This is a genomic window from Micromonospora sp. NPDC005413 (genome assembly GCF_040606435.1).
Taxonomy (GTDB): domain Bacteria; phylum Actinomycetota; class Actinomycetes; order Mycobacteriales; family Micromonosporaceae; genus Micromonospora.
The window spans coordinates 47758-63079 of record NZ_JBEXEV010000011.1 but is presented as its reverse complement, the minus strand read 5'-3'; the positions used below and the strand labels follow the sequence as shown (position 1 = coordinate 63079).

Here is a 15322-nt window from a genome sequence, read left to right as displayed (position 1 = left end):
GAGGCACCATGTCCGTCGTCGCCATCCCCACGCGCCGCCACCCGGGTGCGCGCCCGGTCCGTCCGCGTACCGGCCCGACCCTGACCATCACCCTCGACCTCGCCCCCGGGCCGCTGAGCCCTCGGCTGGCCCGGCTGGTGCAGTTGCTCGGGGAGCTGGCCGAGTCGGGGGAGGGTCAGCTGCGTACCGTCGAGGATGTCGCGTCGGTGCCGCGAGCGGCCCCGAGCCCCGCCACCGGCGAGCCGTCCGCCGACGGGGACCATGTCCGCATCCTGGCCGGCTCGCGGATGGTCCGCCGGGGCGACCGGGTCGTCCCGCTGACCCGCATCGAGTACGAGCTGCTGCTGTTCCTGGCCGAGCGCCCGCGCCGGGTCTTCACGCGCCTCCAGTTGTTGTCCAGCGTCTGGGGTTACGAGCACGCGGTGGCCCGGACCGTGGACGTGCACGTCCGCCGGCTGCGCGCCAAGCTGGCCGGATCCGAGCTGGTCACCACCGTCTACGGGGTCGGTTACCGGCTGGCTGACGAGGCACGGATCAGCGTGGACCGCACCCGCTGAGCCCTGGTCCGGTGGCGATGTGACCGCCCGGTGAACCGGGCGGGGACCCCCGTATCGGGGCATCTCGACGACTCTGCTGTAATCATCAGGCTTCGTACGCAGAGCGAGCGTCTGGCTCCGATGTGTTCGTCAATTGTCACATTCATGCAACGCAGCCGCCTCTTGACCCTCGCCCAGGCGCCGGGAAGCATCGATGAAGCGGCGTCCCGGGCCGTGGGGAGATACCCGGACCAGCCCAAGGAGGACCATGTCGGTCAGCCCTGCCTCGTCGCGCGCCGGATGGCATACGTCCCAACCCGCGGTGCCCGGTCGACCACCGGGCGGCCAGCGCCGCCCGGCGAACACCGGCGCGCCCGTGCTCACCGTGACGCTGTCCATCCCGCTGGCCTGTGAGGAGTCGCTGACCCCGGCGGCACGTCGGCTGCTTGAGGCCGCCCGCGAGATGCTGGAGCGGGGCGAGGGCGTGATCATCGGTTCGGTCCCGGCCGAACGCCGCCCCGACCAGGCGCCGGCCAACCGCTCGCCGGCCCGGGCGCTCAGCCCGACCATCCCCGCCCTGCACATCCTCTCCTCGTCGCGCTCGGTGCTGCGCGACGACGAGCCTCTGCCGCTGACCCGGCTGGAGTTCGACCTGCTGCTGCACCTGGTCGCCCATCCGCGCCGGGTGTTCACCCGGCTGCAACTGCTCAACGCCGTCTGGGGCTACGAGCACGCCGGCGTACGCACCGTCGACGTGCACGTGCGTCGGCTACGCGGCAAGGTCGGCGTGGACGTCCCCCTGGTCACCACCGTCTACGGCGTTGGCTACCGGCTGGCCGACGAGGCCCAGGTCACCGTCGACCGCACGGGCTGACCGGCGTCGACCCATCCGACGCGGGGCAGGATGGTCCGGTGCGCATCCGCCCCATCTCGCCCGACCTGCTCGTCACCGAGCTGACCGGCCGGCTGGCCGACGCGGCGACTCGTGCCGCGACCGCCGCCGCCGGGCCCGCACGGCTGCGGGTGGCGGTGGACGGCGCCCCCGCCGCCCGCGCCGACGAGTTGGCCGCCGCGCTCGTCGACCCGTTACGCGCCCGGGGCCGCCCGGTGCTGCACGTACGCGCCACCGACTTCCTCCGCCCCGCGTCGCTGCGTTTCGAGTTGGGCCGCACCAACCCGGACTCCTTCTACGAGGGCTGGGTCGACGAGGCCGGGCTGCGCCGGGAGGTGCTCGACCCGGCCGGCCCCGGCGGCACCGGGCGCCTGCTCCCGTCGCTCTGGGACGCCGACGCCGACCGGGCCAGCCGCGCCCGCTACGTCGACCTGCCAGCCGGCGGCGTCGTCCTGGTCAGCGGCCCGCTGCTGCTCGGCGGCGGCCTGCCCTTCGACGTCACCATTCACCTGGAGATGTCCTCGGCGGCGCTCCGTCGGCGCACCGATCCGGCCCAGGAGTGGGCGCTGCCGGCCTTCGACCGGTACGCCGAGGAGGTCGTCCCGGCGAGCTTCGCCGACGTGGTGGTGCGGGCCGACGACCCCCGCCACCCCGCGCTCGTGGAGCCCGACGGCGACGGCTGACAACCGCCGGGAATTCGCCGGTTTGCTCGGCTGATCCGGCGGGTACTCGCCCGGCTCACAGAGCGCGGGTGACCGCCCGCGTACCGAATGCGACCGTGACCGGGGCCTGACGCCGCCGGCAACCGGTTCACCGTGAGCCACAGGCTTAAGGAAAGGCAGGCAGCGATGCTCGTCCACGACACGGTCGGTACGGCCCGTTCCCAGACGGAGATCGACCAGATCCGGCTCTCCCTCCAGGCGCGCTACGACGAGCTGACCGGGGAGTACGAGCAGGCCCTGCTCCAGAGCCAGGTGCTGCGGCTGGTGGAGGTCGGTGACACCGCCGGCGACGACCAGGCCGACAGCGGCACCAAGACGGCCGAACGGGACACCGCGCAGTCCCTGCTGCGGACCATTCTCGACCGCCGCGCCCAGTTCGAGCACGCCCTCGGCCGACTCGACGAGGGCACCTACGGCTGGTGCGAGGGCTGCTCGGCGGCGATCCCGGTGGAACGGCTGGAGATCTTCCCGTCCGCCACCACCTGCGTGACCTGCAAGCAGACCCGCGAACGGCGGGCGGCCTGAGCGACGCCAGCGGTTGCCGGTCGGTCCACGACGCGATGGACTTCACCCATGGGTGACATCCTCGTGGGCACCGCGTCCTGGACCGACCGCACGCTGTTGGACTCGGGGTGGTACCCGCAGACCGCGGACACGCCGGAGAAGCGCCTGGCCTACTACGCCCGGCAGTTCCCGCTGGTCGAAGTGGACGCCACCTACTACGCGCCGCCCGCCGAGGCGACGGCGCGGCTGTGGGCCGAACGCACCCCCGCCGGTTTCACCTTCAACATCAAGGCGTTCAGCCTGCTGACCGGGCATCCCACCCGGGTCAGCGCGCTGTACAAGGACCTGCGGCCGGAGACCGACAAGAAGAACGTCTACCCCGACGACCTGCCCGCGCAGGCGTACGAGGACGTGTGGACGCGCTTCCTGTCCGCGCTGGACCCCCTCGTCGAGGCGGGCAAGCTGGGCGCGCTGCTGTTCCAGTTCCCGCCCTGGTTCACCATCAAGCGGGCCAACAAGCAGTACCTGCTGGAGGTGGCGAAGCGCTGCGCGCCGCTACGCCCGGTCTACGAGTTCCGGCACGCCTCCTGGTTCGACGGCGACAACGCCGACGAGACCCTGGCCTTCCTGCGCGAGCACAAACTGCCGTACGTCTGCGTGGACATGCCGCAGGGCCACCGCACATCGCTGCCCCCGGTGCTGGCCGCCACCGCGGATCTCGCGGTGGTGCGCTTCCACGGCCACAGCGACAAGTGGACCAGCAAGGACATCCACGAGAAGTTCGGCTATCACTACTCCAAGCGTGAGTTGGCCGACTGGGCGCCGAAGCTACGCGAGTTGGCCGACGAGGCCGGGCAGACCCACGTGCTCATGAACAATTGTTACCGCGACTATGCGCAGACCAACGCCGCGACGCTGGCCGGGCTCCTCGGCGCCGACTGATCACCGTCGCCGGCTCACCCGATCCGGGTGGTGCCGACTCACCCGCCCCGCCGGCAGGGTGGACACGGTGGGTAGGGCCGCCTCAGGGTGGCCGACGCCGGAGACGACACGGAGGTGACGGGGATGACGGTTCGAGTGGTGACGGATCGACGGCGTGGTGCCGTCCTGCACGTGGTCGGTACGGCCGACAACGCCCGGCGCGCCCCGAAGGGCAGCCCGATGCGGGCCCGCCGTGGCCCGGCGGGGCCGCCACGGCGCGCCGACGACCGACGGTGGGACAGCACGGAACGGGGGTCGACCGATGGCTGACACGATGATCTCAGCGTTCGAGTCCTCGCTGGACAAGACGAACCTCATTCTCAAGGACATCGAGAACGCGTACGGGTGGCCGAAGGATCGGCGCAACCAGTCGTACGCGGCCCTGCGCACGGTGCTGCACCTGCTGCGCGACCGGCTGCCGGTGGACGAGAGTGTGGAGTTCGCCCAGCAGTTGCCGGTGCTGGTCCGGGGGATCTACTTCGACGGCTGGAACCCGTCGGACGTCCCGATCAAGCTCAACCGGGACGACTTCCTCTACGAGGTTCGTCAGGGCTTCCCGTACGACGTCCAGGGCGGCCCGGAGCGGGTGACGCAGGTGGTGCTGGACACCCTGCGCCGACACGTCACCCAGGGCGAGTGGCAGGACGTGAAGGACACCATGCCCAAGGACCTCGCCAGGATGATGCCGTGATGGCGTGACGCCGCGAGCCCGCCCGACGACCCGTTGGGCGGGCTCAGTCGCCGGAGGTGTCCGCCTCGGCGGACGGTGGCACCCGGGATACCGGGTGCCCGGCAGCACGGGCCAGGGCGGCGAACGCGACGGCATCGACGATGGCGGCGCCGCCCGGATCATTGTTGAAGTAGACGTACGCCGGCTCGTCCGCGCCGAAGGCGTCGGCCAGCCGGCTCACCCATGACCGGAGCGCGGCGTGGCCGTACCGGGGCCAGGGCCGCGCCCGCCCCTCGTGCAGCCGCAGGTAGCCGAAGTCGGTGGTGCGCCAGAGTGGGGCGACCGGGCGTCCGAGCCGGTCCGCCCAGACCAGCGCCGCCCGACGCCGTTCCAGCACCGCGCGGGTGGCGTCGGTCCACCAGGAGGGGTGCCGGGGCTCAACCGCGACCCGCACCTCCGCCGGAAACAGCCGCAGTGTCGCGTCGAGCGCCTCGACGTCCGCCCGCAGGTTCGGTGGCAGTTGCAGCAGCACCGGGCCGAGCCGGTCACCGAGCGCGGTGGCGCGACCGAGGAACCGGGCCACCGGCTCGGCCGGGTCGCGCAGCCGCTTGATGTGGGTGAGGTAGCGGCTCATCTTCACCGCCACGCAGAAGTCCGGCGGGGTCCGTGCCCGCCAGGCGGCGAAGGTGTCCCGCTCCGGCAGCCGGTAGAAGGCGTTGTTGACCTCGACCGTGGCGAACCCTTCCGCGAAGTGCTCCAGCCAGAGTCGCTGCGGCAGCCCCTGGGGGTAGAAGCGGCCCCGCCAGTCGCGGTACTGCCAGCCGGACGTGCCCACCAGGATCACCGCCCCATCCTGGCACTCTGCGCCGCCGCTCGCGAACTGCCCGTGTCGCCCCGGTTCGACGTCTACGGTGAGGGTTAGAGAAGATCGCGCGTGGGGTACCACCCGCAGCACGACGAACCCCGGCTAACGGCGGGGCGGCACACCGAGGGAGTACCGATGCCACTCAACGATGACGACATGCAGACCACGGGCGGCGGCGGCATGGAGGGCCCGGCCGACGGTGGCGCGACCCCCGGCCAGCACGACGGTGGCGCTGACGGCAGCGCGGAGGGTCCCGCCGACGGCGGTGCCACTCCGGGCCAGCACGACGGTGGCGCCGACGGCAGCGCGGAGGGTCCCGCCGACGGCGGTGCCACCCCGGGCCAGCACGACGGTGGCGCCGACGGCAGCGCGGAGGGTCCCGCCGACGGCGGTGCCACCCCGGGCCAGCAGGACGGTGGCGCTGACGGCAGCGCCCGGTAGCGGCACACCATGACGCACCTCGACCCGCCGGGCGGCCACAGCCGCCCGGCGGTTTCGTCCGCAGACGCCACCGCCGCGCTGGCCCGCTGCGTCTCGGTCGAGCCAGCCAAGTTCGTCGCCGCGCACTGGGGGCACACCCCGCTGCTGTCCCGCGCCGCCGAGCTGCCCGACCCGACCGGCTTCACCGACCTGCTCAGCCCCGCCGACGCCGACGAGCTGCTGAGCCGGCGGGGTCTGCGTACCCCGTTCCTGCGCGTCGCCAGGGACGGCCAGTTGGTCGCGGCGGCGCGCTGGACCGGTGGCGGCGGCGCGGGAGCCGAGATCGGCGACCAGGTGCTCGACGAGCGGGTCCTGGAGCAGTACGCCTCCGGCGCCACGCTGGTGCTGCAGGGCCTGCACCGGATCTGGCCGCCGTTGGTCGACTTCGCCCGCGACCTGGGCCTCGCGCTCAACCAGCCGTTGCAGATCAACGCCTACCTCACCCCGGCGGGCAGCCAGGGCTTCGCCACCCACTACGACACCCACGACGTGTTCGTGCTCCAGGTCGACGGCCGCAAACACTGGCGGATCCATCCGCCGGTGCTGCCCGATCCGCTGGAGAAGCAGCCGTGGGGCGGACGCGCCGACGAGGTCGGCGCGACCGCGCAGGGCCCCGCCGCGCTGGACGTGGTGCTCGCCCCCGGCGACGCCCTCTACCTGCCCCGGGGCTGGCTGCACAGCGCGCAGGCGCAGGACGCGAGCTCGCTGCACCTGACCGTCGGCATCCGCGCGCTCACCCGCTACGCCCTGGTCGAGGAGCTGCTCGCGCTGGCCGCCGAGGACCAGCGGCTGCGCGCCAGCCTGCCGTTCGGCACCGACGTCGCCGACCCGGACGCCATCGAGCCGGAGCTGACCGAGACGGTGGAGGCGCTGCGGGACTGGCTGCTGCGCGCCGACCCGGGCGCGGTCGCCGCGCGGCTGCGGCAGCGCGTCTGGCCGGCCGCCCGCCCGGCGCCGATCCGGCCGCTCGCCCAGGCCAACGCGCTGGCCGCACTGGACGCCGACTCCCGGCTCACCCTGCGCCCCGGCCTGCGCTGGCAGCTCGTACCGCAGGATTCGGACACGGTGGCGCTGCGGCTGTTCGACCGCACCATCACTCTGCCGGCCGACTGCGAGCCGGCGGCTCGCGCCCTGCTCAATGGCACGGTCACCCGGGTCGGTGACCTACCCGGGCTGCCCGACGACGCGGACCGGGTCACCCTGGCCCGCCGACTGCTCCGCGAGGCCGTCCTGGTCCCGGCCTGAGCGAAGCGCCTAACCGGCTGTGGCCCCGACCAGCTCGATCCTGAGCGTGTTCGTGACCTCGTCGGTCAGCTCGCCCTCCGCGCCGACCGAGATCGTGCCCTGGTCGGTGACGCCGAAGACGAGTTCCACAGTGCCGGCCTTCAGCACCAACGGGTCGTCCCCGTCGGTGCCGGCGGCGACCGCCGCGCGAATCGTGGTGATCGCCTCGACGAGGGTCTCCTCGACGGCGCTGTTCCGCAGCTCGTGTCGACCCTGGAGATCCTCGGCGACGAGAGTGATGTCGATCGTGTGGGTCCGCTGCCGGGAGCGGCTCCCGCCCACCTTGACCTTCCAGCCGATCACCGGGACCCGAAAGTCCAGGCCACCGCCGAGCTTTGTGGTGACGACCGCGCTCAAGACCAGCTGAACCGAACCGACCCGCAGGTCCCGGCCCACGTTGGTCGTGGAGATGCCGGCCTGTTTCACCGCGTCCTTCACCGCCGACACCAGTTCCTCGACCGGCACGCTGTAGTCGATCACGTCCATGTCGTACCTGACCTTCCGCGCGAGTGGGTGGCCGACCAGTCAGAGGGCAGCGGTGGCGAACGGGTCGCCGTAGACGGCGTATGCCAGCCAGGTCGGGTCGAGCGGGTCGTCCTGCTGGTCGGTCCGTGCGGCGAGGGCCGCCGCGCCGAGCGTGGCACCCTCGGCGAGGGACCGGTAGAACGAGGTCGCGAAGCGAGCCGAGCTTTCCGAACGCACCGCCCAGAGCGTGCCGACGAACGCACCGGCACCGGACGCCATGAACTGCTGGGCCCAGCCGAGCATCCTGGTGTACGTCGGTGCCACGCCCGCGCTCCGGCACGCGTTGATGAACACCAGGGGACCGGTCGCCTCCAGCAGTTTCCGGATGCGGGCCTCGGCGAGCAGGGACGGCTTGAACCGACCGCCCTCCATGTCGATGAACGAGCCGTCCGACGAGAACGTGTTGTGGCAGGCGAAGTGGGTCGCGCCCAGCGCCCCCGAGTTGATCAGGGCGAGCAGATCGTCCGCGCTGGTGATTGGCGCGCTGTCGACCGCGCCGAGGATCGCGCGAATGGTGGCGATCTCCTCGTGCGCCCCGGTGGGAGCCTTCGGCGGCACCACGAAGCGCGGGTTGCGCAGGCCGATCGTCGCCGACCGGTGCTGACCGTAGGTGCGGCGTACCACCGGGACCTGTTCGACGAGGAAACCGGCATCCCGCTGGGCACTGAGCGGATAGAGCAACTCCCACGGGACCACGTCGTGGTCAGTGGCGATCGTGAAGGCGCTCATCGTGGCGCCCACCTGCCAGAACTGGTCCCGCACGTCGGCGGGCACCATCTCCGACCACAGCTGGATGCCCGCCGACCGGATGACCTCGCGGGTCATCGTCGCGCTGTAGCGGGAGCCCTCGGCCAACTGCTGCAGCTCCCTGATCGCGTTCTCCACCGCGGCGTTCGGTGTGTTCGCGACCGACTCGACAACGGGGGCGAACAGCGCCGCCTCGGAGCGCAACTGGAAGGTGTACCGGCTGCCGTCGAACCGCACCTCCATGGTGACCTCGCCCGGCCGTGCCTGCGGGGCCTCCAGCAGCCCCGCCTGTGCCCGCCCGCTGCGGAACGGCCCACCGTCGGAGACCGAGACCTCGACCGACACCTCGCCGAGAAAGGTGCCGCCGGCCCAGGCCGTCACGTCGATCCGGTGCAGGCCAGGGGTACGCGCCCCGAAACCGAACCGGACCGGCGCCGGATCCTCGCCCGGCGTGACCAGCATGGTCTGCTGGAGCGGGCCCTCGGCGTGCAGGCCGGAGGGTGCGTGGGCGGTCACGGTCACCGGCGTGCCCTCGTCGGCGACGGAGAGGTTCGCCAGCCTCGCGGTCACGGCGTTCGGGTGCACCGACCGCCCTTCGCTGACGAGTCGGACGTCGAGGCTCAGGTCCCGACCCGCCGGGACCTGGCTGGGCGCCCGCGCCACCAGCAGCCGCTCCGGCCGCTGCCCGGCACCGGGAAGCGTCGAGTTCGGCCTACCCCGAGGCGCTTTCCGGTGCGCAGGAAACGGAATGTTCCGGAATTTCCTGCTGGGATAGCGGGATGTTGCTCGGCTGAACATGCCCACTCTGCCCTGGTCCCGATCCCGCAGGTAGCCCAGCTCCCGATCTCCGAGGGTCAGCTGGGCCCGTACGGCCCGGAGCGTGATACCGCCAGGAGCGAGCATGTCCCGGTCCAGCCACTGGCCGATGGCAGTCTTGGCGTGGGCCAACTCATGAACCGTGAACCGTCGGGTGATCGACCCCCAGGCATCGATCAGGTAGGCGCGGACGGCGGGTACGGCGTCCGTGACCGCCTGCCGTACGACCGCCGCCGGGTCGGTCACCCGGATGTCGACGGCGATCCGCGCCGTGAACCTGTGCCGGTGGTCCTTGGCGGGCAGGAGGACCTCGAGAGTGACACGGTGAGCGCCGATGTCCACCTCGTAGCGGGTCGAGTACCTGGCGAGTGCCCGAACTGACCAGCGCGTCGGTGTGCCGCTGTCGGCGACCTCCAGATCACCCTTGCGGGTCGAGTGGACGATGGCCGCCCGCTGGTGGGCCGGGGGTGGCATGACCAGCCGCACCGGCTCCTCGTTGAGGAGCGCGGGCATCGTCGGCCCGGTGGACGTGGTGTCCGTGTCGAACCTCGTTGCGAGCATGTCGATGAGCCGACGGTTGTCCGAATAGGCGCTCCGCACGCGGATCCGCCAGGCTTCCAGACGGCTGAGCGGCCGGAGAGATGGGGGCAGATCTCTGTCGGTAGGCTGCCTCGCGTCGCCCACCAGTACGACGATGACGGGGATGGTCAGCGCGAGGGCGGTCTCAACCTCCCGACGGGCGGTGTCGGAAAGGCCGCCCGCCACGCCGTCCTCGCTGCCCCATGTCTGTCCGATCACGACGATCATCGCCGACGAGTCCACCAGCCGGCGCCGCCGATCGGCGTCGTCGACTCCGACCGCCAAAAAGCGACCGGGAAAGACGCTTTCGCGGCCGAATCGGGCGGTCAGCGCGTCGCCGATCAGTACCGCGACGAAGCTCTCGTCGTCGCGGGGATCGTTGATGAAGAAGCTGACCATTTCGCGTACCGTATCGGAGTTCCGAGGCCCGCTGGCCGCTGCGGCGGTCGGCTATTCGACAGTTCACTATGGACGTCGCGGCCAGAACGACGTGCCGGAGGTCAGCGGCCGAGCACCAGCAGCAGCACAGTGGCGACCACGCCGGCGCCGAGCACCACCGTGATCGGTCGGGGCCCGAGCATCGCGTGCCGGCGGTCGGCCAGCACCCGCGCCGGCACCAGGCCGATCAGCGGCCCGAGCAGGGTCACCACCAGCGCGAGCACCGGCATTCCGACCGCCAGGTCGCCGCCGTACCCGACGCCGAGCGCACGCGCGCCGGTGCCCAGGGCGTACGCCAGCACGGCGCCGGCCACCCCGCAGAGCGCCAGCAGCGGGTTGACCGAGCCCGGCAGCTCACCCGGCTGCCCGGCCCGGTCGAGCAGGTCACGGGCCCGTCCGAGCAGCAGCACCGGGTCGGTGGCCCCGTTGCCGTTGGCGGGCGCGGGCGGGCCGCCGAGTCGGCGAGCGCCCAGCCGCGTGCGTACCTGCTGCCACAGGTGGGCCACCTCGGCGTCCACGCGTTCCTGCTGCTCGCGTGCGGCGACAAGCTCCTCCTCGGCACGCCGGACCTGATCGGTGGCGTCGGCGACCGCCCGCTCGGCCGCTGCGCACTGCCGGTCGTACCAGCTGTGCGCCTCGCCGCGCTGTTCGCGTACCCGTGCGGTCAGGTCGGCCAACCGCCGGAGCTGCGCCGCGTACGTCTCGCTGGTCACCGGTTCGTTCATCGCGACGGTCCGTAGGGGATGATCACCTGTCCGGTGCGGTGGACCGCCCGGTCGAAGAAGAGCCCCCGCCAGGGGCGGGGATACCAGTCGGGGCCGCCGGTGCCCGGGTAGAGCGAGGAGCCCAGCTCGCCGCCGTGGGCGTCCAGCGCCACCCAGGCGCCAATCTGGTCGGTGCGGGCGGCCGGCCCACCCAGGTCGGCGCGCATCCGGGCCACCCCCCGCCACCAGGCCAGCACGTGCGTCCGTCGTTCCGGTCCGTCGTGCAGGATCCGGCGTAGCTGCTCCAGGCCGGTACGCCGGCCCACGCGGGCGGCCAGCGCTCCGGCTGCCGCGTCGACCGCGAACAGCAGCAGGTAGTGCGGGCTGCCCGGGCCGGTCAGCCCGTCGGCCGTCTCGGCCATCAGCTCGCCGACGGTCTCCTCGTCGTACCAGGCGGCGTCGTCGGCCAGGTCGTCGTAGAGGGCGCGGGCGATCGGGTCGGCGTCCGCGTCGAGGCAGGCGATGGAGAACCGGGCGGTGCCCGGCGGGTGCTGGCGGGCCAGCGACCGGGCCGCCGCGTCCAGGACCGCGCACGCCTCGTCCACGCGTGTGCCCAGCACCGCGAGGTTGCGCCCCGGGGCGCGCGGCAGCCGCAGTGCCGCCGAACGGGACTGCACGTCGATGATCTCGCCGAGCAGGGCCACCGGGCTGCGCGGCGCGGCCCCGTCCGACGGCACGGCGAGCGCCCGGAAGTCCGGGGCGTCGGGCAGCCGGGGAATCGCGTCGCCGTCGAAGAGCCGGGCCGGCGCCGCGTCGGCCGGGCGCATCCGCCACAGCTGGTGCTGCAACCCGCTCCACGTCTCCCAGTCGCTGGCCGACGGGATGCGGGCCACCTCGTTGCCCTCCACCATGCCCGACTCGGCGTTGATCACCGCGTGCCAGCGGGGCAGCGACTGCGCCGCGTCGTTGCGCTCGGCGAGGATCCGCAGCGCCTTGGGCAACGCGATGCGCAGGGCGAACTGGGCGACCAGCGCGGGACGGCCCCACAGCGCCTCGATGCCCCGCACGTCCTGCGAGGCGAGCACCAGGTGGATGCCCTGCGACCGGCCCCGCCGGGCCAGGTCCTCCAGCAGGTCGGCCGCCTCGCGGGCGACCACGTCCCGACCGGCCAGCAGCATCTGGAACTCGTCGACCACCGCGACGATCCGTGGCCAGTGCCCTGTCGGGTCGACCGCCCGCAGCTCGGCCAGCTTGGTCACCTCGTGCTTCTTGGCCGCGTCGGCACGCCGGCGCAGCTCCTCGGCGAGGAAGCGCAGCAGCGCCAGCCCGAACTCCCGGTCGGTGTTGACGTTGATGCCGACCAGACGCATGTGCGGCAGCCAGCTCGGGTCGCGTCGGCCCTGCGCGAACCGCGCGAAGGACACCCCCTCCTTGAAGTCCAGCAGGTAGAACTCCAGCTCGGCGGGGGAGTAGCGGGCCGCCAGCGCGCCGATCCAGGCGAAGATCAGGTTGGTCTTGCCGGTGCCGGACGGCCCACCGATCAGCGCGTGCGGTGGATAGTCGCCCAACGTCAGCCGCACCGGTCGGCCCTGCGGCCCCTCACCGATCGGCGCGGTCAGCCCGTCGGCGGAATCCTCCCGCCACATCAGCTCGGGCGGGGGCAGCAGGTCGGCGAACGGGGTCGGCGGTGGGCCCGCGTTCACCCGGGCGGCGGTCTCCCGGCAGGTCTCGGTGACCAGCGTCGCCGGTGGCGATGGGTCCAGCCGGACCGGCAGACCGGACGACCCTCCGATGCGCGCGCCGGACGCCTCGGCCACGACCCGGGTCACCGTCGGGTCCTCCGGCAACGGCACGCCGTGGACCACCAGGTGCACCCCGCAGGCCGCGCCGGCCCGCACCACCCGGTCCAGCTGACCGCGTTCGTGTCGATTCAGCTCGTCACCACCGAGCAGCACCGCCACCCGCCACGGTTCGGGTCGTCGGCCGGTCGCCGCGGCCAGTTCGCGCAGGGACGCGTACTCGCCGGCGAGCACTGTCTCGTTGATCCGCCGGATCTGCTCCACCAGGTCGTCCAGCAGAGGACCCAGCCCACCGGGGCCGACGAAGGTGAGCAGCCCCGCCGTGCCCAGCGGGGCGAACCCGGCCAGGCCGCCGCCGAGTTGCTCCGGGTCGTACCCGATCAGCCGTACCGCCCCCGGGTCGGCACGCCCGACGGCCCGCAGCAGCAACGCGGACACCACCGCGTCGCAGCCGGCGCGGTCGTCCCCGGAAAGGTGCACGTGCCCGGCGTCGAGCAGAGGCACCAGCGCGGGCACCGGGTCGACGCCGTCGATCCGGACCGTGCCGACCCGCAGCGCACCGGGTGGCTCCGCCCGCCGGGCGGGCGTCGGCGCCCACCCCGGCCAGCCCGCCCCCGCGCAGCCGGGCGCCTCCTGACGGGCGGCGTCGGCGGCCCGCCGGGCCAGCTCCCCGATCCGGGCGGAGTGCTGGGCGTCGATCTCGGCGAGGCGGCGGTCCCGCTGGGCGGCCACCCGTTCCGGTACGGCGGCGGCGGCCCGCCGGACCCGGGCCAGCCGTTCCCGCCCGGCGGTCAGCTCGGCCTGGGCGGCAGACAGCCGGGTACGGGTGGCGCCCAACGCCTCGGCGAGAGTGTCCCGGACACGGGTGGCCAGCTGACCGCGCCGGTCAGCCATCGGAGCCCCGACGGGTGGGCGCGTCCCGCCACGGGTTGCCCGAGCGCGGCAGCGTGCCGGACCGCTGCCCAGCGGCGCCACCCGGCCGCTGAACCGGACCGTCGGCACGTGGACTCCCGCCGGTCGGCCGTCCAGCAGCCGGTTGCCCCACGTTCGCCGGTTGTGGGGCGGTGCCCGAGGGCAGGTCCCGGCCGAGCCGGGCGAGCAGCAGCCCGGTCGCCACGCCGGCTGTCACCGCCGAGTCGGCGGCGTGCGGCGGCTCCCCGGAGGCACGCGGCGGCGGCATCCGGCACACCCGGGTCAGCAGCGTCTCCAGCACCGGCGGCGGCAGGCCGGGCAGCAGGTCGCGGACGCGCCCGTCCAACTCCCCGCGCAGCCGCCCGAGGTCGGTGGCGCGCGGCGGGTGCCCCAGCAGCTCACCGGCCAGCTCGCGCAGCAGCGGTGGCGCCAGCGCCGCCATGCCCAGCCCCACGTCGGCCGGGGCCCGGCGCAGTTCGGTACGCAGCCGGTCCCGATCGCCGGCGCGCACCCCGCGTACGACCCGGCGCAGCAACTCCTGGGAGTCGTCCAGCCGCTCGTCGGGTTCGTCGGCGCCGCCGTCGCGCCCGCCGGTCAGCTCGGCCACCCGCACCGACCACCAACGGCGCAGCCGCACCTGCTCGGCGGGCTCCGGCGTGACGACGGTCGGCCCGGCCGCCGGTGGTGTGTCGTGGCGGGGTTCGCGCGGTTGCGGGCGGGCCGCCGGGGCGCCGTCCGCGCCGAGCCCGATCGCGGCCAGGTACGCCGACAGTTGCTCCTGCGCCACGCGCAGCGCGTAGCCGGCGCTCTCGGCGTGCTCGGTGGCGGCGGACAGCTCGGGCACCCCCATCGGGTTGGCCGACTCCTGACGTACCCAGCGCAGTCGCTCCGCGGCCAGGCCGAACTTCTCCAGCGCCTGCCCGAGCAGGGCCACCGGGAACTCCTCGCTGGCCGCACGGACCTGCCCACCGACGTCCTCGATGATGGACACGGCGGCCTACAGGGTGGCGACGTAGAGCTGCGCCTGCTCCACCGCGACCAGTGTCGCGGCGAGACACTCCTCCAGCTCCTGGCTGGCCTGGGTCAGCGACGCCTGGGCCGCCTCCACCGTCTCGTGCCCGCTGCCCTCCAGCGCGCCGGCCAGGGTCTGCTGCGCCTCGGCCAGCTTCTCGCCGGCCGCCTGCACGGCTGTCTGCCCGTCGGAGATCTGTTGGAGGGCGACATCGATGGCAGCCTTCAGCTCGGCGACGCTCGCCACGGTGGAACCTCCTGGGGGCGGGGAGATCTCCATTAGAGCCTATTGGTGGCCACGAAAGAACATCCGCCCTGTCGGTGTTCCTGCCCGCCTGACCGGTAGGTGCCCGGAAGTGCCGGGAGTCCGTTCTGTGGGAGTCCCAGTGTGAGAACTTCTCAGTTGCTGGTCGGGTCCTCGCGGAGCCAGCGCGGGCCGTACACCTCGGCGCCCAGCGCCGTCACGCGGCCCCGCAACTCCCGGTCGGCCGTGACCACCAGCCGGCGACGCAGCGGCGCCCCCTCCACCAGCTCGACCACCGAGTCGTCACCGGAGCCGGCAGCGGAGACCACCCGGACGCCCTCGGTGCCCGGGACGTCCCGCGCGGCCCCCTCGACCACCAGCACCACCTCCACCGGCGCGGTCAGTCGAGCCGGCAGCCCGACGGTCGCCACCGGGGCGAGGGAGTCGCGCAACCGGGCCGCGGCCCCGGCGCGGTCACGCCACCACCCGTTCGGGCGGGAGCCCACCACGTTGGCGCCATCCACGATCAGCAGCGGGGTCTCATCCATCCCGTCAGCCTGCCACCAACGGTCGGCCCCGGCCCGACGCCACTCCCGAGATGCCGGTGCTCCGC

The 15322-nt window shown here is 73.3% G+C and carries 17 protein-coding genes; 9 read left to right on the top strand and 8 right to left on the bottom strand.

What is annotated here, in order from left to right; genetic code table 11:
- The first annotated feature begins 8 nt into the window (after nt 1-8).
- The 7 genes from ABZS37_RS14980 to ABZS37_RS14950 all read left to right on the top strand — a co-directional run bounded on the left by ABZS37_RS14980 (nt 9) and on the right by ABZS37_RS14950 (nt 4326).
- A complete protein-coding gene (locus tag ABZS37_RS14980; protein WP_355169158.1) occupies nt 9-557 on the top strand; it encodes a winged helix-turn-helix domain-containing protein in 549 nt (182 codons plus the stop codon).
- A gap of 247 nt (nt 558-804) precedes the next feature.
- Nucleotides 805-1410, top strand: coding sequence for a winged helix-turn-helix domain-containing protein (locus tag ABZS37_RS14975; RefSeq protein WP_355169156.1), 606 nt, complete (start codon nt 805-807; stop codon nt 1408-1410).
- Between the two features lie 38 nt (nt 1411-1448).
- The gene (locus ABZS37_RS14970; protein ID WP_355169154.1) at nt 1449-2111 is read left to right on the top strand and encodes a uridine kinase; all 663 of its coding nucleotides are present in this window, start codon (nt 1449-1451) and stop codon (nt 2109-2111) included.
- A 165-nt stretch (nt 2112-2276) separates the two neighbouring features.
- A complete protein-coding gene (locus tag ABZS37_RS14965; RefSeq protein ID WP_355169152.1) occupies nt 2277-2675 on the top strand; it encodes a TraR/DksA C4-type zinc finger protein in 399 nt (132 codons plus the stop codon).
- 48 nt (nt 2676-2723) lie between these two features.
- On the top strand, nt 2724-3596 hold the full coding sequence (locus ABZS37_RS14960) for a DUF72 domain-containing protein (protein WP_355169150.1): 873 nt from the start codon (nt 2724-2726) through the stop codon (nt 3594-3596).
- Between the two features lie 123 nt (nt 3597-3719).
- Nucleotides 3720-3905, top strand: coding sequence for a hypothetical protein (locus ABZS37_RS14955; RefSeq protein ID WP_355169148.1), 186 nt, complete (start codon nt 3720-3722; stop codon nt 3903-3905).
- On the top strand, nt 3898-4326 hold the full coding sequence (locus ABZS37_RS14950; RefSeq protein ID WP_355169146.1) for a DUF2267 domain-containing protein: 429 nt from the start codon (nt 3898-3900) through the stop codon (nt 4324-4326). The genes ABZS37_RS14955 and ABZS37_RS14950 overlap by 8 nt, the downstream gene beginning before the upstream one ends.
- A 43-nt stretch (nt 4327-4369) precedes the next feature.
- On the opposite strand, the gene ABZS37_RS14945 is transcribed toward ABZS37_RS14950, so the two are convergent.
- A complete protein-coding gene (locus ABZS37_RS14945) occupies nt 4370-5149 on the bottom strand; it encodes a DUF72 domain-containing protein (protein ID WP_355169144.1) in 780 nt (259 codons plus the stop codon).
- A gap of 156 nt (nt 5150-5305) precedes the next feature.
- Between ABZS37_RS14945 and ABZS37_RS14940 the strand changes: the two genes are divergently transcribed.
- Both ABZS37_RS14940 and ABZS37_RS14935 read left to right on the top strand, forming a co-directional pair.
- Nucleotides 5306-5611, top strand: coding sequence for a hypothetical protein (locus ABZS37_RS14940; RefSeq protein WP_354996037.1), 306 nt, complete (start codon nt 5306-5308; stop codon nt 5609-5611).
- Nucleotides 5612-5620: 9 nt separating this feature from the next.
- Complete coding sequence (locus tag ABZS37_RS14935; RefSeq protein ID WP_355169142.1) at nt 5621-6895, top strand: cupin domain-containing protein; 1275 nt, start codon at nt 5621-5623, stop codon at nt 6893-6895.
- Between the two features lie 9 nt (nt 6896-6904).
- Here the strand turns inward: ABZS37_RS14935 and ABZS37_RS14930 are convergent, their stop codons facing one another.
- The 7 genes from ABZS37_RS14930 to ABZS37_RS14900 form a co-directional block, all read right to left on the bottom strand.
- The gene (locus ABZS37_RS14930) at nt 6905-7420 is read right to left on the bottom strand and encodes a trypco2 family protein (RefSeq protein WP_355169140.1); all 516 of its coding nucleotides are present in this window, start codon (nt 7418-7420) and stop codon (nt 6905-6907) included.
- A 39-nt stretch (nt 7421-7459) separates the two neighbouring features.
- The gene (locus ABZS37_RS14925; RefSeq protein ID WP_355169138.1) at nt 7460-10000 is read right to left on the bottom strand and encodes a CHAT domain-containing protein; all 2541 of its coding nucleotides are present in this window, start codon (nt 9998-10000) and stop codon (nt 7460-7462) included.
- 101 nt (nt 10001-10101) lie between these two features.
- Complete coding sequence (locus ABZS37_RS14920; RefSeq protein WP_355169136.1) at nt 10102-10764, bottom strand: hypothetical protein; 663 nt, start codon at nt 10762-10764, stop codon at nt 10102-10104.
- Nucleotides 10761-13436: an FtsK/SpoIIIE domain-containing protein gene (locus tag ABZS37_RS14915; RefSeq protein WP_355169134.1), complete on the bottom strand. Its 2676-nt coding sequence runs from the start codon at nt 13434-13436 to the stop codon at nt 10761-10763. Before ABZS37_RS14915 ends, ABZS37_RS14920 begins: the two co-directional genes overlap by 4 nt.
- Entirely contained in the window at nt 13429-14445 is a 1017-nt protein-coding gene (locus tag ABZS37_RS14910) for a hypothetical protein (protein WP_355169132.1), read from the bottom strand. The genes ABZS37_RS14915 and ABZS37_RS14910 overlap by 8 nt, the downstream gene beginning before the upstream one ends.
- Nucleotides 14446-14451: 6 nt before the next feature.
- Nucleotides 14452-14712: a hypothetical protein gene (locus tag ABZS37_RS14905; RefSeq protein WP_354996030.1), complete on the bottom strand. Its 261-nt coding sequence runs from the start codon at nt 14710-14712 to the stop codon at nt 14452-14454.
- Between the two features lie 152 nt (nt 14713-14864).
- Nucleotides 14865-15257, bottom strand: coding sequence for a hypothetical protein (locus ABZS37_RS14900; RefSeq protein WP_354996029.1), 393 nt, complete (start codon nt 15255-15257; stop codon nt 14865-14867).
- Nucleotides 15258-15322: the final 65 nt, after the last annotated feature.

What these genes read in the sequence shown, in the direction of transcription:
- ABZS37_RS14980 (WP_355169158.1), top strand. Translation starts at nt 9, where the DNA reads ATGTCCGTCGTCGCCATCCCCACGCGCCGCCACCCGGGTGCGCGCCCG.
- ABZS37_RS14975 (WP_355169156.1), top strand. Translation starts at nt 805, where the DNA reads ATGTCGGTCAGCCCTGCCTCGTCGCGCGCCGGATGGCATACGTCCCAA.
- ABZS37_RS14965 (WP_355169152.1), top strand. Translation starts at nt 2,277, where the DNA reads ATGCTCGTCCACGACACGGTCGGTACGGCCCGTTCCCAGACGGAGATC.
- ABZS37_RS14960 (WP_355169150.1), top strand. Translation starts at nt 2,724, where the DNA reads ATGGGTGACATCCTCGTGGGCACCGCGTCCTGGACCGACCGCACGCTG.
- ABZS37_RS14955 (WP_355169148.1), top strand. Translation starts at nt 3,720, where the DNA reads ATGACGGTTCGAGTGGTGACGGATCGACGGCGTGGTGCCGTCCTGCAC.
- ABZS37_RS14950 (WP_355169146.1), top strand. Translation starts at nt 3,898, where the DNA reads ATGGCTGACACGATGATCTCAGCGTTCGAGTCCTCGCTGGACAAGACG.
- ABZS37_RS14940 (WP_354996037.1), top strand. Translation starts at nt 5,306, where the DNA reads ATGCCACTCAACGATGACGACATGCAGACCACGGGCGGCGGCGGCATG.
- ABZS37_RS14935 (WP_355169142.1), top strand. Translation starts at nt 5,621, where the DNA reads ATGACGCACCTCGACCCGCCGGGCGGCCACAGCCGCCCGGCGGTTTCG.
- ABZS37_RS14930 (WP_355169140.1), bottom strand. Translation starts at nt 7,420, where the DNA reads ATGGACGTGATCGACTACAGCGTGCCGGTCGAGGAACTGGTGTCGGCG.
- ABZS37_RS14925 (WP_355169138.1), bottom strand. Translation starts at nt 10,000, where the DNA reads ATGGTCAGCTTCTTCATCAACGATCCCCGCGACGACGAGAGCTTCGTC.
- ABZS37_RS14920 (WP_355169136.1), bottom strand. Translation starts at nt 10,764, where the DNA reads ATGAACGAACCGGTGACCAGCGAGACGTACGCGGCGCAGCTCCGGCGG.
- ABZS37_RS14915 (WP_355169134.1), bottom strand. Translation starts at nt 13,436, where the DNA reads ATGGCTGACCGGCGCGGTCAGCTGGCCACCCGTGTCCGGGACACTCTC.
- ABZS37_RS14900 (WP_354996029.1), bottom strand. Translation starts at nt 15,257, where the DNA reads ATGGATGAGACCCCGCTGCTGATCGTGGATGGCGCCAACGTGGTGGGC.